Raw genomic sequence first — 18,653 nt, forward strand, 5'->3', positions numbered from 1 at the left:
CGTCCCGGCACGCCTGCCCGAGATTCCCGACCCGCCGGGACGTCGGCCCCATGTGCCGGCCGCCGCCGTTTCCTAGCGTCGTCGTCATGCCGGACGTCTTCCTCCACGTGGGTCTGTACAAGACAGGGACGACCACGATCCAGGGCGCCCTCGCGGCCACGGCGGAGCAGCTCGCCGCCGCGGGGGTGCTCTTCCCGGGGGGCCACCGTGCCCAGCGTCTCGCGGCCTACGACCTGCTCGGCCAACGTGTGGGCGGCGAGCAGCGTGGCGAGGCCGCCGGGGCGCTGGGCCGGCTGGTCGACCTCGTGGCGGCCCACGACGGTCCGACCGTGGTCGTCTCCGAGGAGGAGCTGTCCCTGGCGCGGCCGCGTCAGGCGCGCCGGCTGGTGCGTGCGCTCGCCGGCCACCGGGTGCACGTCGTGATCGGTGCGCGCGACATGGCCCGGACGGTGGTGTCGGCCTGGCAGCAGACGATCGTCAACGGGGGCAGCACCGCCTGGGCGGACTTCGTGGCGTCAGTGCGGGGACAGGAGGGCGCGCCGCCGAGCGAGGGCGTGTCCTTCCACTGGCGCCACGACCTGCTCCGCGTGGTCGACAGCTGGTCGTCGGCGGTGCCGGTCGAGCGGATCCGGCTGGTCACCGTGCCGCCACGGGGCGCACCGGGCACCGCTCTCCTGGCCCGCTTCGCCGCGGCGGCGGACCTGCCCGTCGGCTGGCCCGGCGATCAGCAGCTGGTCCGCAACGCCTCGCTCGGCGCTGCCGAGCTCGAGGTGGTGCGCCGGCTCAACGAGGCGGTGGGCGGGACGTTCAACGCCACCCAGCACCGGTTCGTCATCGAGGCCGGCATCCGGTCGCGGCTCGTCGGCGCGACCGCCCGGCCGCTGGAGCTGCCGCCGGAGCACCTCGCGTGGGCGCGGTCGTACGGCGAGCGGCTGGTGGCCGAGCTCGTACGCCGCGACCTCACGGTCCACGGCGACCTGTCCGACCTCGTGCCGAGCGACGTCGCACCCGCCGGCCCCGCCCTCGACGACGTCACGGACGCCGAGCTGCTCGCCGCCACCCGGGCGGCGCTGGTGTCCATGGCCCTCGACCACGGGCAGCTCTTCCGCCGCTACCGGCGCGCGTTCGTCGAGCGGGAAGGTCGGCTGCCGGGACCCGCCGAGGTGCTGACCAGCGAGCTGCGGGCAGGAGCGTTCTGGGCGCGCAAGCGGGCCGTGCACCACGCCGACCGGCACCCGCTCCTGGCGCGCGCCTCGAACCTCTACCTGCAGCGGACCTCGCCGACGTCGCGCTGGTGACCTACCAGCCGGCGACGTGGTCGACGACCAGCCGCGGCACGAGATGGTGGTCGTCGCCGGTGGAGTCGGCCGGGAAGTCGAAGACCGCGACCATGAGCTGCAGCGGGTACGTCGGCGGGCGCGGGCAGCGACGCAGCTCCTCGCCGTCGAGGGTGAACACGGCGACGTCGGCGTCCCAGTCGACGGCGTAGGCGTGGAACCCGGACACGTCGACGTCGACCCGGGGAGCCGCGAAGTCCTGGGTGAGGGCCGGGTCGCGGAACGCCTTGATGCCCACGCCCACCTCCGCGGAGCCCGGCCGCAGCGCGTTGCCGAAGACCTCGACGACGCACAGCTCGCCGCAGCGCAGCTGCTCCTCGTCGTCCTCGAACCCCGCCATCCAGAGGGCGGCCATCGACCGGTGCGACAGCTCCATCGCGCACCGGATCTCGACGTGCCCGGACGCCGGCAGCCACCCCTCGAAGCGCGGCTGCTCCTCCTTGACCGTCAGGCCGTCGGCGAACCGCTGCTGCCCGCGGGTGCTGCCGACCGGTCCCGACCAGCTGCCCGACTGGATGCCGGAGACGCGCAAGGGTGGGGCGTGGTCGTCCGGGCACCACACCGGGTGGTCGACCGGGACGTCGAGCACGAGCCGGCCGTCCTCGAGCCGGTGGCTCGCGAACGTCGCCGCGCGTGAGCTCCACGCCGGAAGGTAGTGCGGCAGCCAGACCGAGCGGTCGAGACCGTCGCCGTCGAAGTCGTCGCGGAACACGGCCTCAGACCTCCGTGCGGCCCTCGTCGTCCTTGTTGCGGATCCCGATCTTGTTGCCGAGCCACACGAGCGGGTCGTACTTGCGGTCGACCACGCGCTCCTTCATCGGGATGATCGCGTTGTCCGTGATGCGGATGCCCTCCGGGCACACCTCGGTGCAGCACTTGGTGATGTTGCACATCCCGAGGCCGGCCGCGCCCTGCGCGAGCGCGCGACGGTCGTGGGTGTCGAGCGGGTGCATGTCGAGCTCGGCGTAGCGGATGAAGAAGCGCGGTCCGGCGAAGTGCTGCTTGTTGTCCTCGTGGTCGCGCACGACGTGGCAGACGTCCTGGCAGAGGAAGCACTCGATGCACTTGCGGAACTCCTGGCCGCGCTCGACGTCGACCTGCGCCATCCGCCGCTTGCCGTCGGCGTCGCGGGGGCCCAGCTCGGCGTACGGCAGCTCGCGGGCCTTGCGGTAGTTGAACGACACGTCGGTGACGAGGTCGCGGATCACCGGGAAGGTGCGCATCGGCGTGACCGTGATCGTCTCCTCGGGCTCGAAGTCGGAGAGCCTGGTCATGCACATCAGCCGCGGGCGGCCGTTGATCTCCGCGCTGCACGAGCCGCACTTGCCGGCCTTGCAGTTCCACCGGATCGCCAGGTCCCCGCTCTGGGTGGCCTGCAGGCGGTGCAGGGCGTCCAGCACGACCTCGCCCTCGGACACCTCGACGGTGTAGTCGGTGAGGTCACCGCCCCCGGCGTCCCCCCGCCACACGCGCAGCTTCAGGTCATAGGCCATCAGGACTCCTCGAAGTACTTCTTGAGCTCGTCGGGCATCACCGGCAGCGGCTTCTCCGTGAGGTCCACCCCGGTGCCGGCCTCGTCCAGGGTGACGACGAGGTTCTTCGTCCCCCACACCTCGTTGTCCGGCTTCGGGAAGTCGTCGCGGGTGTGGCCCCCGCGGGACTCCTGCCGGGCGAGCGCCGCCTTGGCGATCGACTCCGAGACGATCAGCATGTTGCGGAGGTCGAGGGCGAGGTGCCAGCCGGGGTTGTACTGCCGGTGGCCCTCCACCGACATCTGCTGGGCCCGCTGCTTGAGCTCCTCGATCCGCGCCAACGCCTGCTCGAGCTCCCCGGCGGTGCGGATGATGCCGACCAGGTCGTTCATCGTCTGCTGGAGCTCCTGCTGGATCGTGTAGGGGTTGTCGCCGCCCTCGACCTGGAACGGCGTCAGGGCCGACCACGCACCGGCCCGGACCGACTCGTCGGTGACGGCAGGACGTTGCGCGAGGCCGGCGACGTACGCCGCTGAGGCCTCGCCGGCGCGCCGACCGAAGACCAGCAGGTCGGAGAGGCTGTTGCCCCCCAGCCGGTTGGAGCCGTGCATCCCACCCGAGCACTCGCCGACGGCGTAGAGGCCGGTGACGGCGCTGAGCTCGGTGTCGGGGTCGACCTCGATGCCGCCCATCACGTAGTGGCAGGTGGGTCCGATCTCCATCGGCTCCTGGGTGATGTCGACGTCGGCGAGCTCCTTGAACTGGTGGTACATCGACGGCAGCCGCTTGCGGATGAACTCCGCGTCACGCCGGCTGGCGATGTCGAGGAAGATGCCGCCGTGCGGTGATCCGCGACCGGCCTTGATCTCGGAGTTGATGGCCCGGGCCACCTCGTCGCGCGGCAGCAGCTCGGGTGGGCGCCGGTTGTTCTTCTTGTCGTCGTACCACCGGTCCGCCTCCTCCTCCGTGTCGGCCGTCTCGGACCGGAAGTAGTCGGGGATGTAGTCGAACATGAACCGCGTGCCCTCGGAGTTGCGCAGGATGCCGCCGTCGCCGCGCACCGACTCCGTGACCAGCAGGCCCTTCACCGACGGCGGCCAGACCATCCCGGTCGGGTGGAACTGCACGAACTCCATGTTGATCAGGGACGCCCCGGCCCGCAGGGCCAGCGCGTGGCCGTCGCCGGTGTACTCCCAGGAGTTGGACGTCACCTTGAACGACTTCCCGATCCCGCCGGTGGCCAGCACGACCGCCGGGGCCTCGATCGTCACGAACCGGCCGGTCTCGCGCCAGTAGCCGAGGACGCCGGAGATCGCGGCGTCCTCGTCGCCGGGCGACTGCAGCAGGTCGGTGATCGTGCACTCCATGAACACGTCGATCCCGACCTGCACCGCGCGCTGCTGCAGGGTGCGGATCATCTCGAGACCGGTGCGGTCGCCGACGTGGGCGAGGCGGGCGTACCTGTGGCCGCCGAAGTCGCGCTGGCTGATCAGCCCGTCCTCGGTCCGGTCGAAGAGGGCGCCCCAGTCCTCGAGCTCCATCACCCGCTCCGGCGCCTCCTGCGCGTGCAGCTGGGCCATCCGCCAGTTGTTGAGCATCTTGCCGCCGCGCATGGTGTCGCGGAAGTGGACCTCCCAGTTGTCCTCCGGCCAGCGGTTGCCCATCGCCGCGGCGATGCCGCCCTCCGCCATCACCGTGTGCGCCTTGCCGAGCAGCGACTTGCACACGATCGCGGTCTCCGCGCCCGCCTCGTGCGCGGCGATCGCGGCCCGCAGGCCCGCCCCGCCGGCGCCGACCACCACGACGTCGTACCGGTGACGCTCCATGCCACCCTCGGCGTAGTAGGACATCTCGTTGCCCGTCATCGGATGCCTTGTGTCGCTCACTAGAAGAACCTCACGTCCTGGATGGTGCCCGTGGCGAGCAGGAAGACGTAGAGGTCGACGATCGCGACCGAGAACAGCGAGTACCAGGCCCACGTGCCGTGGCTCTCGTTGAGCCGCGAGGCCCAGGTCCACAGCCGGTAGCGGACCGGGTGCTTGGAGAAGTGGCGCAGCCGACCGCCGACGAGGTGGCGGCACGAGTGGCACGACAGCGTGTAGAGCCAGATGAACACGATGTTGACGATCATCAGCAGCGTGCCGAGGCCCATGTGGATGCCGCTGGTCTCCCCGTCGCCGACGGCGTACTCCGCCGGCATGGGTCGGAAGGCCAGCACCGTGTCGAAGGTGAGCACCAGGCCGACCAGCACGGCGGCGTACCAGAACCAGCGGTGGACGTTCTGCAGGATGAGCGGGAACCGCGTCTCGCCGGAGTAGGACCCGTGGGGCTCGGCGACGCCGCAGGCGGGCGGGCTCAGCCAGAACGCCCGGTAGTAGGCCTTGCGGTAGTAGTAGCAGGTCATCCGGAAGCCGAGCGGGAAGATCAGGATGATCAGCGCCGCGGACAGCGGCCACCACGCGAACGGCTGGCCGAAGTCGGAGGCGCCCTCCACGCAGTCGCCCAGGCACGGGGAGTAGAACGGCGACAGGTAGGGGGTGGCGTAGTAGTCGCGGCCCATGAACGCGCGGACCGTCGCGTAGACGACGAACGCCGAGAACACGACGAACGTCGTCAGGGGCGAGAGCCACCACCGGTCCTGGCGCAACGTCCGCGCGTCGATGCGCGCGCGGGTCGGACTGGTCACGCCGCGGTCGGTTGTCGCCATGCGTCCTCCGTGAAGGTCCCGGCAATCCGGGAGGCGGTCCCGGACGACGGTCCCGACTATGACCTGTGTCACGCCTGAGCGGAAGACACCGCGCCCAGCAAAACGTCACACGGCCTCGGCGCGTCGTGCGCCTGAACGCCGCGATACCGTGGCGGGGTGGCAACCCAACTCAATCCCCCTCGGCTCGTGAAGGGCGCGCGGGCCTCGCGCACCACCATCGCGCTCAAGCTGGGCATGGCGGTCAGCGGCTTCATCTTCCTCGGCTTCGTGCTCGCGCACATGTACGGCAACCTCAAGGCGTTCGCCGGACACGACGCGTTCAACGAGTACGCCCACCACCTGCGCGTGCTCGGCGAGCCGATGCTGCCGCACGAGGGCGCGCTCTGGATCATCCGGCTCGGCCTGATCCTGTCGCTGGTGGTGCACGTCTACTGCGCAGTCGTGCTCTGGCGTCGCGCGGCTCGAGCCCGCACCACGAAGTACGTCATGAAGAAGGACACCGGCGCGACGCGGGCCAGCCTGATGATGCGCTGGGGCGGCGTGACGATCCTGGTCTTCCTGATCTGGCACCTGCTCAACTTCACCATCGGCAAGGTCAACCCGCAGGGCGGCGCGACCAACGACCCCTACGACCTGATGGTCGACACGTTCGACGTGTGGTGGATGACGCTGATCTACATCGTCGCGATGCTCGCCCTCGGCGCGCACCTCCACCACGGCATCTGGAGCGCCGCTCAGACGCTCGGCTGGACCGGCACCGCGGCCAAGCGCCAGCGCGCCAAGGTCTTCGGCTTCGTCACCGCGCTGATCGTCTCGGTCGGCTTCTCCCTCGTCCCGCTCGCCGTGCTCGCGGGCATCATCACCAAGTAAGGGGTCATCGCACGTGAGCCACGACAGCCACGACATGGACATGCCCGACACCGTCACCTCGACGGAGGCCTCGCCCTCGGGTGTGCTCGACGGCGAGTACGACGACGCCATCGGCTACTACACGCCCGGCGAGCCGCTGGTCGACGCCAAGGCGCCCTCGGGCCCGATCGCGGACCGCTGGCAGAACCGGAAGTTCGAGGCCCGCCTCGTCAACCCGGCCAACCGCCGCAAGCTCTCGATCATCATCGTCGGCACGGGCCTGGCCGGCGCCTCGGCGGCCGCCACGCTCGGCGAGGCCGGCTACAACGTCAAGACGTTCTGCTACCAGGACTCCCCGCGCCGCGCGCACTCGATCGCCGCGCAGGGCGGCATCAACGCCGCGAAGAACTACAAGGAGGACGGCGACTCCGTCCACCGCCTCTTCTACGACACCGTGAAGGGCGGCGACTACCGCTCGCGGGAGTCCAACGTCTACCGCCTCGCCGAGGTCAGCACCAACATCATCGACCAGTGCGTCGCGCAGGGCGTCCCGTTCGCCCGGGAGTACGGCGGCCTGCTCGACAACCGCTCCTTCGGCGGCGTCCAGGTCTCGCGCACCTTCTACGCCCGCGGCCAGACGGGCCAGCAGCTGCTGATCGGCGCCTACCAGGCGCTGGAGCGGCAGATCGCCGCCGGCACCGTGTCGATGTTCGCCCGCCACGAGATGCTCGAGCTGATCGTCGCTGACGGCAAGGCCCGCGGCATCATCGCCCGCGACATGGTCACCGGCGAGGTCCAGACCCACCTCGCCGACGTGGTCGTCCTCGCCTCCGGCGGCTACGGCAACGTGTTCTACCTGTCCACCAACGCGATGGGCTCCAACGTCACCGCCGCCTGGCGTGCGCACCGCAAGGGCGCCTACATGGCGAACCCCTGCTACACGCAGATCCACCCGACCTGCATCCCCGTCTCGGGCTCCCACCAGTCCAAGCTGACGCTGATGTCGGAGTCGCTGCGCAACGACGGCCGCATCTGGGTGCCGAAGAACCAGGCCGACTGCGACAAGGACCCGCGCGAGATCGCCGAGGAGGACCGCGACTACTACCTGGAGCGGATCTACCCCTCCTTCGGCAACCTGGTCCCCCGCGACATCGCCTCGCGTGCCGCGAAGAACGTCTGCGACGAGGGCCGCGGCGTCGGCCCCGAGGTGGACGGCGTACGCCGCGGTGTCTACCTCGACTTCGCCGACGCGATCGACCGCCTCGGCCGCGACGCCGTCGCCAACAAGTACGGCAACCTCTTCGACATGTACGCCCGCATCACCGGCGAGGACCCCTACTCGGTGCCGATGCGGATCTACCCGGCCGTCCACTACGTCATGGGCGGCCTGTGGGTCGACTACGACCTGCAGTCCACGATCCCCGGCCTGTTCGTCACCGGTGAGGCCAACTTCTCCGACCACGGCGCCAACCGCCTCGGCGCCTCGGCGCTGATGCAGGGCCTGGCCGACGGCTACTTCGTGCTGCCCCACACCATCCGCGACTACCTCGCCGACGGCCCGTTCGAGGCCATCGGCGAGGACCACCCGGCGGTCGTCGAGGCGCGAACGTCGGTCGAGGACCGGATCAAGCACTTCCTGTCGGTCAACGGCACCCGCAGCGTCGACTCGTACCACCGCGAGCTCGGCAACATCATGTGGGAGTACTGCGGCATGGAGCGCACGGAGACGGGCCTGAAGAAGGCGATCGACCTGATCCGTGGGCTGCGCGACGACTTCTACCGCAACGTCAAGGTGCTCGGCACCAGCGAGTCGCTCAACCAGTCGCTCGAGAAGGCCGGCCGCGTGGCCGACTTCTTCGAGCTCGGCGAGCTGATGTGCATCGACGCGCTCAACCGGCGCGAGTCCTGCGGCGGCCACTTCCGTGGCGAGTCCCAGACCGAGGACGGCGAGGCGCTGCGGCACGACGACGAGTTCGCCTACGTCTCTGCGTGGGAGTGGGCCGGGCTCGACGAGCGACCCGTCCTGCACAAGGAAGACCTGGTCTACACGGCCATCGAGATGAAGCAGCGGAGCTACAAGTGAACCTGACCCTGAAGATCTGGCGTCAGCCCGACGCCGTCAGCACCGGTGCGATGCACACCTACCAGCTGGCCGACGTCTCCCCCGACATGTCGTTCCTCGAGATGCTCGACGTGCTCAACGAGCAGCTCAACGACCAGGGCGAGGACCCGATCGCGTTCGACTCCGACTGCCGCGAGGGCATCTGCGGCATGTGCGGCCTGATGATCAACGGCGACGCGCACGGGCCGGAGGTCACCACGACCTGCCAGCTCCACATGCGCTCGTTCAGCGATGGCGAGACCATCACGATCGAGCCGTGGCGCTCCGACGCCTTCCCGGTCATCAAGGACCTCGTCGTCGACCGCGGCGCCTTCGACCGGATCATCCAGGCCGGCGGCTACGTCTCGGTCAACACCGGCTCGGCGCCCGAGGCCCACTCGGTCCCGGTCCCCAAGGACGACGCCGACCGCGCCTTCAACGTCGCGACCTGCATCGGCTGCGGCGCCTGCGTCGCGGCCTGCCCCAACGGCTCCGCCTCGCTGTTCATGGGCGCCAAGGTCACCCACCTCGGCCTCCTCCCCCAGGGCCAGCCCGAGCGTGACGAGCGCGTGGTCAACATGGTCGCCCAGCACGACCACGAGGGCTTCGGTGGCTGCACCAACATCGGTGCCTGCACCGCCGCCTGCCCCAAGGAGATCCCGCTCGACGTGATCTCGCAGCTCAACAAGGACCTCCGCACCGCGATCAAGCACGGTCACTGAGCGACGTACTGCCGCACGAGCGGTGCGCGAGGGGGATTCTCGCCGCGAGGAATCCCCGTCACGCACCGCTCGTCGGCGTTTCTCGTGTTGGCTCGCCCACGGGCGGTGCGGGAGGGGCATCCGGACCGCCGGGACTCCCCCTCCGGCACCGCTCGTCAGCGGATCACGCAGCGCGAAGGTTGCGTACGACGTCCCTGAGCGGCATGAACAGCATGGGCCACAAGCCGTCGAAGTCGGGCGGCGGTCCGTCGTAGCCGCAGCGGACGAGGGCGCGGTGCACCATCCGAACCGTGGCCTTGGGTGAGCGCAGGCGCTCCTTGGTGACTTGTTCGTAGGGGACGCGGTTGCGGCGGTACGCGGCGTACCGGTCGATGTCGGCGTTGTACTGCCTCCGGTCCTCCTGGTGGTGGCTCCCCTCGTACTCCAGGACGAGGTCGTAGTCAGGGAACCGTTGGTCTGGTGTCAGTACGGTGCCGTCCGCAAGCGTGACCTTCTCGTTCACCTCCGGCATCGGCAGGCCGGCAAAGACGACGAATGTCAGGAGCTCCGCCTCCGGCAGCGACCGGCAACGCGCGTCGAGGAACGGCAGCACGTACGACGTCTCCGGCACGCCTCGGCGCCATCGCTCCTCCGTCAGCAGCTGCTCGAGCCGCTGCACGTCGAGTGCCATGCGATGGAGGAGCACCGAGCCGACTGCGATCGCATCGATGGTCAGCGCTTCGGCGCAGAACGCCACGAAGGCGGCCTCAGCGCTCACCCCGTCGTCCTGGTGTGGTGGCATCTTCGTCGTGCGGTGCAGGAACACGCCTTCGAGCGTGAGGTGGAGGTCTCCGTCGACGACGAAGTGCAACGGATATCGCTCACCGACATCGAGGCCGAGCTGCGGGAGGCGTGTCGCACCAGTCGTGCGAGCGCCCGGGGGCAGCGCCAACGCGGCAGCACGCAGCCGGTCGTCCCACGTCATCTCGTGGTCGCGATGGCAGTAGACGCCCTGGTGAAGTCGGCGGAACCGTGTCCCTTCCAGGACGTCGCGGGTGAGACCCAGCTCGAGCGCCCGTAGACGCGTGAACGGGCCCTGGCAGAGTTGGTGCGGTACGGGGCGCATGCCCCAAGTCAGCCGCCGGAGACCCCCACGCTTCGAGCGCCTGCTGTCGGAGCTGTGGATGACGCGGCTCGGGCGTCGGTTGTGGACGGTCTGCGGTCCGCGACAGCCGTCCACCGTTGTGCAGCCGGTGGGCCCAGCGGTGCGCCAGGAGGACTTTGCGAGGTGCGACTGCCCCTCACTCACCGCTCGGTCTGAGACACGCCGGTTGAACGTGCGTAGCGGTGCGCCAGGGGGACTTCCTGTCGACCGAATGCCCCTCACGCACCGCTCGGACCGGCGCACCGTCCGCAGGCGAGAGCTTCAGCCCCGGCGGCGGAGGAGGGCGACGAGCCCGAGCATCGAGGCGGCACCGGCGGCGAAGGCGGCCTTCGGGGAGGAGGCAGGAGGGGAAGAGAGTACGCCGGGCGCTGCCGCGGCGAGGTCGATGCGGGGTCCCTCGGGCATCTGGTCGGCGACCCGGTTCGCGTCGCGGAGGGCGCGGGCCTCGGGCGAGGTGTGGGCCCAGGCTGCGGAGAGGACGACGACGCGGGAGGTGTAGTTGATCCAGACCATCAGGATGAGCGCGATGCCGAAGGCCTGGAACGCCTCGGACTCGGCCGTGGCCTTCAGCAGGAAGGTGGAGAGCTGCTTGAGGGCCTCGAACAGGAGAGCACCCAGGAACGCGCCGGACCACAGCGACCGGCTGGGGGTGTTCGGTTGTGCGAGCAGGCGGAAGAAGGCGAAGAAGAGCACTGTGCTGGCCGCCAGGCCCAGGCACAGGGCGAGCACCCAGAAGAAGGTCTCCGCGACCACACCGAGGTCGAGCCACTCCATGATCGGGGTGAGCACCTTGGTCGCGACGCCGGACACCGCCACGCTCGTCACGAGCACCGAGCCGAGCGCCAGCAGCGCGAGCACGTCACGCAGCTTGCCGACGATGAAGTTGGGCTGCTCGCGCTCGGGCTCCTCGAAGATCGTCATCAGAGCGGTGCGCATGCCGGACAGCCACCCCAGGCCGGCGTACAGCGTGAGCAGGATGCCGACGCTGAAGATCCCCGGAGCGGCTGCCTGCAGGGTCTCGAGCGGGACCCCGTTCTCGCCGCCGACCAGCCCGGGCAGGACGGAGTTGGCCGCGTCGACCAGCGTGTCCTCGGCGTCCTCGTAGACCTTGGTGACCTGGCCGAAGATCGCGAAGGCGAGCGCGAGGATCGGGAAGAACGACAGGAAGGCGAAGTAGGTCACCGCGGCCGCGAGGGCACTGCCGTTGACCAGTCCGTAGTGCCCGAGGGCGCGCACGAGGTGGTCGACGAACGGACGTCGCTCCCTGAGGTCGGACACGCGCTGCTTCACGCCGTCGAGGAGGGGCACCGCTCAGCCCAGCGCGAAGTGGTCGGTGGCCCGCCAGCCGGCGTCGGCGTCGTGGACGTAGAGGCTGAACGCGTCGACGGAGAAGCGGCACTCGAACTCCGCGAGCTCCGCGAACGCCCGGTCGAGCGTCTGGTCGTCGAGGTGGTGGGCGATGGTGACGTGCGGGTGGTAGGGGTAGTGCAGCTCGACCTCGAGCGGCCCCTGTCGTACGGCGCTCGCGAGCACCTCGCAGCCCGAGATCCCCTCGGCCAGGGTGACGAACACGACCGGCGACACCGGACGGAACGTGCCGGTGCCGCGCAGGTGGATGTCGAAGGGCGGGACCGCGGACGCCGCGCGGGCCAGGTGCGCGCACACGGCGTCGAGGTCCGGGCCGGGCACCTCGGTCGGCGGGACCAGCGTGATGTGCGTGGGGATCTGCGTCGCCGTCGTGTCGCCGACGCTGGTCCGGTAGTCCTGGAGGTCGCTCGCCCAGGGCTCGGGAATCGCGATCGCTACTCCGATGGTGGGCACCTCCGAAACCCTACAGAACCCGATCGCGGCGTCGATCGCCCCCGTGAAAGGATCGACCGCGTGAGTGACACCTTCCGCGCCGCACAGGCTCGCAGCGACGCCATCGAGGAGCAGATGGCGAAGGACCCGGCCTCGCTGCGCATGCTGACCGGGGACCGTCCGACCGGGGCGTTGCACATCGGCCACTACTTCGGCTCGATCCGCAACCGCCTCCGCCTCCAGGACAGCGGCGCCGAGATCTGGCAGCTGATCGCGGACTACCAGGTGATCACCGACCGCGAGGTCGCCGGCGACATCGCCGGCAACGTGCGCAACCTGCTGGTCGACAACATCGCCGCGGGCCTCGACCCCGAGAAGGCGACGATCTTCACGCACTCCTCGGTGCCCGCGCTCAACCAGCTCATGCTGCCCTTCCTCAGCCTGGTCAGCGTGGCCGAGCTGCAGCGCAACCCCACCGTCAAGGACGAGGCCAGGTCGGCCGGCATCACCTCGATCGGCGGGCTGCTGCTCACCTACCCCGTCCACCAGGCCGCGGACATCCTGTTCTGCAAGGCCAACGTCGTCCCCGTCGGCCGCGACCAGCTCCCCCACCTCGAGCAGACCCGCGTCGTCGCGCGCCGCTTCAACGACAGGTACGCCCCCGTGTTCCCCGAGCCGGGTGCGCTGCTGTCCGAGGCGCCGCTGATCCTCGGCACCGACGGCACCAAGATGAGCAAGTCGAAGGGCAACGTCGTCGAGCTCCGGATGAGCGCCGACGAGACCGCCAAGAAGCTCAAGGGCGCCAAGACCGACAGCGACCGGGTCATCACCTACGACCCGGAGAACAGGCCCGAGGTCGCCAACCTGCTCACCCTCATCGGCCTCTGCGAGGGCGTCGACCCGGCCGCGGTCGCCGAGGAGATCGGCGACGGCGGTGGCGGCGCGCTCAAGGGTCGCCTCACCGAGGCGATCAACACCGAGCTGGCCCCGCTGCGCGCCCGTCGAGCCGAGCTCGAGGCCGATCCGGGCTTCCTCGACGAGGTCCTCCGCCGCGGCAACGCCCGGGCCAACGAGGTCGCCGAGGAGACCCTCGACGAGGTCCGCGCGGCGATGGGCATGGTCTACGGCTGGGCCTGACCCCGGTCACCCACTCGGTGCTCGACGACACCGTCCCGTACGGCGTCGACCGGGCGCTGCCGAGGCGCTCCGGGGTCAGGCCGGCCGGCTCACACGACCCAGCCGACGTTCTCCGCGACCAGGTCGGCCGCGGGGTAGATGCCCTTCAGCTCCTCGCGTCGCCTCAGCAGCTCGACCACCGCACCCACGTTGCGGTCGGCGAGCTGGCGGCGGCGCTCCATCTGGCGTGCGATCGTGTCCTCGTCCATGACTCCCCCATCCGGAGATCCTGTGGCGGCTGACCCGCCCTTCCTGGATTGGATCGTTACAAGCCAGGGCTACGCAACAGTTCCGCCCGTGTTAACACCACGCAACATCAGCGGAAAAGGCGTGCACGGTTCTGCGCTCAAGGCAGCGCAGATCAGGCTCGGTCCGACGCAGCCCAGACCCGGACCAGACCCGGACCAGACCCGGACCAGGCTCGTGTCAGGCGGGTACGGCGTCCCGCTGGCGCACGTGCAGCGCGGCCGAGAACAGCAGGATGGCCACGCCCGCGATCGAGAGGCCGAGGCCGACGAGGGCCGGGGCGCGAAGTCCCCAGCCGGCGGCGATGACGATTCCGCCGAGCCACGCGCCGAGGGCGTTGGCGATGTTGAGCGACGCGTGGTTCATCGCGGCGCCCAGGGTCTGGGCGTCGCCGGCCACGTCCATCAGCCGCAGCTGGAGGTTGACGACGAGCACCGAGCCGAGCGTCGTGATGAGGAAGACGACGGGCAGGGCGGCCCAGCCGTGCGGGGCGGCGACCCAGAAGGCGAGCATGGTGGCGGCCATGCCGACGCCACCGATGATGAGCGAGCGGAAGATCGACCAGTCGGCCATCACCCCGGCGAGCCCGGTGCCGGCGACCATGCCGAGGCCGAAGGCCAGCAGGAAGACCGCGACCGACCGCTCCCCCAGGCCCGCCACGTCGGTGACGACGGGTGCGATGTAGGAGTAGACGGCGAACATGCCGCCGAAGCCGACCGCGCCGGCCAGCAGTGTCAGCCACACCTGCGGTACCCGGAACGCCGACAGCTCGCGGCGACCGCTCGCGCCGGGGTCGCCGGGGCACGACGGCACGAACCACGCAACGAGGCCGAGGGTGACCACCGCCAGGCCACCGGCAGCCCAGTAGGCCGCGCGCCATCCCAGCTCCTGGCCGAGCACCGTGGCGGCGGGTACGCCGATCACGTTGGCGACCGAGAGCCCGAGCATCACCAGGGACACCGCGCGGCCCTTGCGCGAGGGCCGGGCCATGCTCGCCGCCACCAGCGAGGCGACGCCGAAGTAGGCGCCGTGCGGCAGACCGGCGGCGAAGCGGGCCACCATCAGCTGCTCGTACGAGGTCGCGAGCGCGCTCAGGCCGTTGCCGACGGCGAAGGCCGCCATCAGGGCCACCAGGAGGCCGCGCCGCGGAAGGCGGGCGCCGAGGAACGCCAGCACCGGTGCGCCGACGACCACCCCGACGGCGTACGCCGAGATGACGTGGCCGCCGGTCGGGATCGAGACGTCGACACCGCTCGCGATCTGCGGCAGCAGCCCCATCGTGACGAACTCGGTGGTGCCGATGGCGAAGCCGCCCATCGCGAGCGCGAGCACCGCCAGTCCGAAGTGGCGGGCGCTCACCGACGGGACGTCGAGGTCCTCAACGGTCAGCTCGGTCGGTGGGGCACTCGTCGTCATCACCTCCTGCAAGACAGGACCCCCGGGGAGGTATTCCCCGGGGGTCCTGGATGTGACGTGGGTCGCTGGTGCTCAGCCCAGCGAGGCGAGGGCCTCGTTGAACGTGGCGGACGGCCGCATCACCGCGGCGGTCCTCTCGGCGTCGGGACGGAAGTAGCCGCCGATGTCGGCCGGCTCGCCCTGCACGGCGAGCAGCTCGTCGACGATCACCTTCTCCTTGTCGCGCAGCGTGCTCGCGAGCGCGGCGAACGCAGCGGCGAGGTCGGGGTCCTCGGTCTGCTTCGCGAGCTCCTCGGCCCAGTAGAGGGCGAGGTAGAAGTGCGAGCCGCGGTTGTCGATCGTGCCGAGCCTGCGGCCGGGCGAACGGTCCTCGTTGAGGAACGTCTCGGTGGCCTTGTCGAGCGTGTCGCCCAGGATCCGGGCGCGCGCGTTGTCGTCGTAGCCGGCGAGGTGCTCGAGCGAGGCGGCCAGGGCGAAGAACTCACCGAGGCTGTCCCAGCGGAGGTAGTTCTCCTTGACCAGCTGCTGCACGTGCTTGGGCGCCGAGCCGCCGGCGCCGGTCTCGAAGAGGCCGCCGCCGTTCATCAGCGGGACGATCGAGAGCATCTTGGCGCTGGTGCCGAGCTCGAGGATCGGGAACAGGTCGGTGTTGTAGTCGCGCAGCACGTTGCCGGTCACCGAGATGGTGTCCTCGCCACGGCGGATCCGCTCGAGGGAGTACGTCGTCGCCATCGCAGGCGCCATCACGTGCAGCTCCAGGCCCTCGATGTCGTGCTCCTCCAGGTAGTGGTGCACCTTGGCGATCAGGTTGGCGTCGTGGGCGCGGGTCGCGTCGAGCCAGAAGACGGCGGGCGTCCCGCTGGCGCGGGCGCGGGTGACGGCGAGCTTGACCCAGTCGCGGATCGAGGCGTCCTTGGTCTGGCAGGCGCGCCAGATGTCACCGGCCTCGACGTCGTGCGACATCAGCACGTCACCGGCGGCGTTGCGGACCTCGACCTTGCCGTCGGCGGGGATCTCGAAGGTCTTGTCGTGGGAGCCGTACTCCTCGGCCGCCTTGGCCATCAGGCCCACGTTGGGCACGGAGCCCATGGTGGAGGGGTCGAGCGCGCCGTTGGTCCGGCAGTCGTCGATCGCCGCCTGGTAGACGCCGGCGTAGGAGGAGTCCGGGATGACGGCGAGGGTGTCCTGCTGCTCGCCGTCCGCGTTCCACATCTGGCCCGAGGTGCGGATCATCGCCGGCATCGAGGCGTCGATGATGACATCGGACGGGACGTGCAGGTTGGTGATGCCGCGATCGGAGTCGACCATCGCGAGCGACGGCCCGTCGGCCAGGCCCTTCTCGAAGGCGGCCTTGATCTCCGCGCCGCCGTCGACCTTGTCGAGGCCCGAGAGGATGGCGCCGAGGCCGTCGTTCGCGGACAGACCGGCGGCGGCGAGCTGCTCGCCGTACTGGGCGAACACGTCGGCGAAGTAGGCGCGCACGACGTGGCCGAAGATGATCGGGTCGGAGACCTTCATCATCGTGGCCTTGAGGTGGGCGGAGAACAGGACGCCGTCGGCCTTGGCCTTGGCCACCTGCTGCTCGAGGAACTCGTCGAGGCGGGCCGCGCTCATGAAGGTCGCGTCCACGACCTCGCCCTCGAGGACCTCCAGGCCCTCCTTGAGGACCGTCTCCTGGCCGTCGGCACCCACGTGCACGATCGCGAGGGTGTCGTCGGCGGGGAGGACCACGGACTGCTCGTTGCTGCGGAAGTCGTCGTGGCCCATCGTCGCCACGGACGTCTTGGACTCGCTGCTCCAGGCGCCCATCGAGTGGGGGTGGGCCTTCGCGTAGTTCTTGACCGAGGCGGGCGCGCGGCGGTCGGAGTTGCCCTCGCGCAGCACCGGGTTGACCGCGGAGCCCTTGACCTTGTCGTAGCGGGCGCGGGTCTCGCGCTCCTCGTCGGTCTGCGGGTTCTCGGGGTAGTCGGGCAGGTCGTAGCCCTGCGACTGCAGCTCGGCGATGGTGGCCTTGAGCTGCGGGATGGAGGCGGAGATGTTGGGAAGCTTGATGATGTTGGCCTCGGGCCGGGTCGCCAGCTCGCCGAGCTCGGCCAGCGCGTCGTCGAGGCGCTGCTCGTCGGTGAGCCGGTCGGGGAACTGGGCGATCACGCGGCCGGCCAGCGAGATGTCACGGGTCTCGACGTCCACACCGGCGGTCTTCGCGTAGGCGGCGATGATCGGCAGGAACGAGTACGTCGCGAGCAGCGGCGCCTCGTCGGTGTGGGTGTAGATGATCTTGGCCATGGGTACGACAGCTCCTGTAGATCGCGATCTGATCCGGGCATAACTCTTGACGTCAAGATACCTGACGCCGGTGGTGGGTGGCGACTCGCCTACCCTCGCACCCCTCCTGTGACGCCGCTAGGCTTCGCGTGGCCTACGAGGGGTACGGCCACCTGACCCTGGAGGGACTCGCGATGAGCGACACCGTCGAAGACACACCGACCACCGGACAGAAGTTCACCGCAGAGGTCCTGGGCACCTTCGTGCTCGTCTTCTTCGGCTGCGGCGCCGCCGTCTACAGCGGCGGCGACCTCGTCGCGACGGCCCTGGCCTTCGGTCTCACCGTGCTCGTGATGGCCTACGCCGTGGGTCGCATCTCCGGTGGTCACTTCAACCCCGCCGTGACGCTCGGCGCCGTGCTGAGCGGGCGCCTGCCGTGGAGCCAGGTCGGGCTCTACATGGCCGCGCAGCTGCTCGGCGCCCTGCTCGCCGGCGCCGTGCTCTTCGGCCTCGGCCACGGCTTCGAGGGCTTCGTCGCCGAGGGCAACATGGGACAGAACTTCTTCGGCGACCAGGGCTCCGGCTTCGCCTGGTGGGCCGCCCTGCTGCTCGAGCTGCTGATGACCGCCGTCTTCGTGTGGGTCATCCTCTCGGTCACCGACGCGCGCAACGAGGTCAACGTCGCGCTCGGCCCGCTCGCGATCGGCCTCTCGCTCGCGATGTTCCACCTCCTCGCGATCCCGCTGACCGGCACCTCGGTCAACCCGGCGCGCTCGATCGGCGTCGGGGTCTTCGCCGGCACCGACGCGATCGTCCAGCTGTGGCTCTTCGTGCTCGCTCCGCTGCTCGGCGCCGCGATCGCCGGACTCACCTACCCGGTGCTCTTCGGCCACGGCGCCGCCCCGGTGGCCGGCTCGGGCCTCAACTTCGGCGGTGGGAGGAAGGACCAGTTCGTGCCGGGCAACTACGAGGCCCAGTGGAACCAGGGCCAGCCGGCCAGCTGGGGACAGCCCGGTGCCCCGTGGGGCGCTCCCCCGCAGCAGCAGTGGGGCCAGCCCGACCCCTACCAGCAGCCGCAGCAGCAGCCCGACCCCACCTACGCTGCACCCCAGTCCTCCCCGCCGCAGCAGCCCGGCCAGTGGGGCCAGCCGGCCCCGCAGCAACAACCGGCGCAGCCCGCTGAGTCCCAGCCCGGCCAGTGGGGCGCTCCCCAGCAGCCCGGTCCGCAGCAAGGTCAGCAGCCCGGACAGCCCGGTCACTGGGGCAACCCCGACGGCGACGACGACGGCCGCACCCAGGTGCGGCGCCCCGACTGAGACCGGACCGCTCGACCAGCCCTCGACCAGATCTCGGCTAGCTGTAATTCCCACAGAGGTTGTGAACGTCGAGGCGTAGACGAATAGCGAGGACCTCCAGTA

At 70.2% G+C, this 18,653-nt stretch carries 16 protein-coding genes; 6 read left to right on the forward strand and 10 right to left on the reverse strand.

Annotation, left to right across the window (positions count from 1 at the left end):
• Positions 1-86: 86 nt before the first annotated feature.
• Complete coding sequence (locus tag ACFQW6_RS19085) at positions 87-1,298, forward strand: hypothetical protein (protein WP_378549130.1); 1,212 nt, start codon at positions 87-89, stop codon at positions 1,296-1,298.
• Between the two features lies 1 nt (position 1,299).
• On the opposite strand, the gene ACFQW6_RS19090 is transcribed toward ACFQW6_RS19085, so the two are convergent.
• From ACFQW6_RS19090 to ACFQW6_RS19105, 4 genes are read right to left on the reverse strand one after another with little or no spacing between them, the layout of a single operon-like run.
• Entirely contained in the window at positions 1,300-2,049 is a 750-nt protein-coding gene (locus ACFQW6_RS19090) for a glycoside hydrolase family 16 protein (protein WP_378549133.1), read from the reverse strand.
• Between the two features lie 4 nt (positions 2,050-2,053).
• The gene (locus ACFQW6_RS19095; RefSeq protein ID WP_378549136.1) at positions 2,054-2,830 is read right to left on the reverse strand and encodes a succinate dehydrogenase/fumarate reductase iron-sulfur subunit; all 777 of its coding nucleotides are present in this window, start codon (positions 2,828-2,830) and stop codon (positions 2,054-2,056) included.
• On the reverse strand, positions 2,830-4,674 hold the full coding sequence (locus tag ACFQW6_RS19100) for a fumarate reductase/succinate dehydrogenase flavoprotein subunit (RefSeq protein ID WP_378549139.1): 1,845 nt from the start codon (positions 4,672-4,674) through the stop codon (positions 2,830-2,832). The genes ACFQW6_RS19095 and ACFQW6_RS19100 overlap by 1 nt, the downstream gene beginning before the upstream one ends.
• A 20-nt stretch (positions 4,675-4,694) precedes the next feature.
• Positions 4,695-5,516: a hypothetical protein gene (locus ACFQW6_RS19105; protein ID WP_378549142.1), complete on the reverse strand. Its 822-nt coding sequence runs from the start codon at positions 5,514-5,516 to the stop codon at positions 4,695-4,697.
• 156 nt (positions 5,517-5,672) lie between these two features.
• Between ACFQW6_RS19105 and ACFQW6_RS19110 the strand changes: the two genes are divergently transcribed.
• From ACFQW6_RS19110 to ACFQW6_RS19120, 3 genes are read left to right on the forward strand one after another with little or no spacing between them, the layout of a single operon-like run.
• Positions 5,673-6,386, forward strand: a complete 714-nt coding sequence (locus ACFQW6_RS19110) for a succinate dehydrogenase cytochrome b subunit (RefSeq protein WP_378549145.1) — start codon at positions 5,673-5,675, stop codon at positions 6,384-6,386.
• A 40-nt stretch (positions 6,387-6,426) separates the two neighbouring features.
• On the forward strand, positions 6,427-8,448 hold the full coding sequence (locus ACFQW6_RS19115; protein WP_378549196.1) for a fumarate reductase/succinate dehydrogenase flavoprotein subunit: 2,022 nt from the start codon (positions 6,427-6,429) through the stop codon (positions 8,446-8,448).
• Positions 8,445-9,188, forward strand: a complete 744-nt coding sequence (locus ACFQW6_RS19120) for a succinate dehydrogenase/fumarate reductase iron-sulfur subunit (RefSeq protein WP_378549148.1) — start codon at positions 8,445-8,447, stop codon at positions 9,186-9,188. Before ACFQW6_RS19115 ends, ACFQW6_RS19120 begins: the two co-directional genes overlap by 4 nt.
• A gap of 163 nt (positions 9,189-9,351) precedes the next feature.
• On the opposite strand, the gene ACFQW6_RS19125 is transcribed toward ACFQW6_RS19120, so the two are convergent.
• The 3 genes from ACFQW6_RS19125 to ACFQW6_RS19135 all read right to left on the reverse strand — a co-directional run bounded on the left by ACFQW6_RS19125 (position 9,352) and on the right by ACFQW6_RS19135 (position 12,153).
• Positions 9,352-10,293, reverse strand: a complete 942-nt coding sequence (locus ACFQW6_RS19125) for a hypothetical protein (protein ID WP_378549151.1) — start codon at positions 10,291-10,293, stop codon at positions 9,352-9,354.
• Positions 10,294-10,593: 300 nt separating this feature from the next.
• Positions 10,594-11,640 carry a YihY/virulence factor BrkB family protein gene (locus tag ACFQW6_RS19130; protein ID WP_378549153.1) on the reverse strand — a complete coding sequence of 349 codons (1,047 nt, stop codon included), beginning with the start codon at positions 11,638-11,640 and terminating at the stop codon, positions 10,594-10,596.
• Positions 11,641-11,643: 3 nt separating this feature from the next.
• Positions 11,644-12,153, reverse strand: a complete 510-nt coding sequence (locus ACFQW6_RS19135) for a 2'-5' RNA ligase family protein (RefSeq protein WP_378549156.1) — start codon at positions 12,151-12,153, stop codon at positions 11,644-11,646.
• Positions 12,154-12,204: 51 nt separating this feature from the next.
• On the opposite strand from ACFQW6_RS19135, the gene trpS reads away from it, so the two are divergent.
• Positions 12,205-13,269, forward strand: a complete 1,065-nt coding sequence (trpS, locus tag ACFQW6_RS19140) for a tryptophan--tRNA ligase (protein WP_378549199.1) — start codon at positions 12,205-12,207, stop codon at positions 13,267-13,269.
• Between the two features lie 89 nt (positions 13,270-13,358).
• On the opposite strand, the gene ACFQW6_RS19145 is transcribed toward trpS, so the two are convergent.
• The 3 genes from ACFQW6_RS19145 to ACFQW6_RS19155 form a co-directional block, all read right to left on the reverse strand.
• Positions 13,359-13,517: a hypothetical protein gene (locus ACFQW6_RS19145; protein ID WP_378549159.1), complete on the reverse strand. Its 159-nt coding sequence runs from the start codon at positions 13,515-13,517 to the stop codon at positions 13,359-13,361.
• Between the two features lie 217 nt (positions 13,518-13,734).
• Complete coding sequence (locus ACFQW6_RS19150) at positions 13,735-14,970, reverse strand: MFS transporter (protein WP_378549162.1); 1,236 nt, start codon at positions 14,968-14,970, stop codon at positions 13,735-13,737.
• A gap of 72 nt (positions 14,971-15,042) precedes the next feature.
• Entirely contained in the window at positions 15,043-17,256 is a 2,214-nt protein-coding gene (locus ACFQW6_RS19155; RefSeq protein WP_378549165.1) for an NADP-dependent isocitrate dehydrogenase, read from the reverse strand.
• Positions 17,257-17,384: 128 nt separating this feature from the next.
• Between ACFQW6_RS19155 and ACFQW6_RS19160 the strand changes: the two genes are divergently transcribed.
• Entirely contained in the window at positions 17,385-18,551 is a 1,167-nt protein-coding gene (locus ACFQW6_RS19160; protein ID WP_378549168.1) for an aquaporin, read from the forward strand.
• Positions 18,552-18,653: the final 102 nt, after the last annotated feature.

It is taken from the genome of Nocardioides sp. GCM10028917 (assembly GCF_042666175.1).
GTDB lineage: Bacteria > Actinomycetota > Actinomycetes > Propionibacteriales > Nocardioidaceae > Nocardioides.

Coding starts and splice junctions, on each gene's coding strand:
- ACFQW6_RS19145 (WP_378549159.1), bottom strand. CDS start 13,517: ATGGACGAGGACACGATCGCACGCCAGATGGAGCGCCGCCGCCAGCTC.
- ACFQW6_RS19100 (WP_378549139.1), bottom strand. CDS start 4,674: ATGACGGGCAACGAGATGTCCTACTACGCCGAGGGTGGCATGGAGCGT.
- ACFQW6_RS19150 (WP_378549162.1), bottom strand. CDS start 14,970: ATGACGACGAGTGCCCCACCGACCGAGCTGACCGTTGAGGACCTCGAC.
- ACFQW6_RS19095 (WP_378549136.1), bottom strand. CDS start 2,830: ATGGCCTATGACCTGAAGCTGCGCGTGTGGCGGGGGGACGCCGGGGGC.
- ACFQW6_RS19125 (WP_378549151.1), bottom strand. CDS start 10,293: ATGCGCCCCGTACCGCACCAACTCTGCCAGGGCCCGTTCACGCGTCTA.
- ACFQW6_RS19085 (WP_378549130.1), top strand. CDS start 87: ATGCCGGACGTCTTCCTCCACGTGGGTCTGTACAAGACAGGGACGACC.
- ACFQW6_RS19105 (WP_378549142.1), bottom strand. CDS start 5,516: ATGGCGACAACCGACCGCGGCGTGACCAGTCCGACCCGCGCGCGCATC.
- ACFQW6_RS19155 (WP_378549165.1), bottom strand. CDS start 17,256: ATGGCCAAGATCATCTACACCCACACCGACGAGGCGCCGCTGCTCGCG.
- ACFQW6_RS19115 (WP_378549196.1), top strand. CDS start 6,427: ATGCCCGACACCGTCACCTCGACGGAGGCCTCGCCCTCGGGTGTGCTC.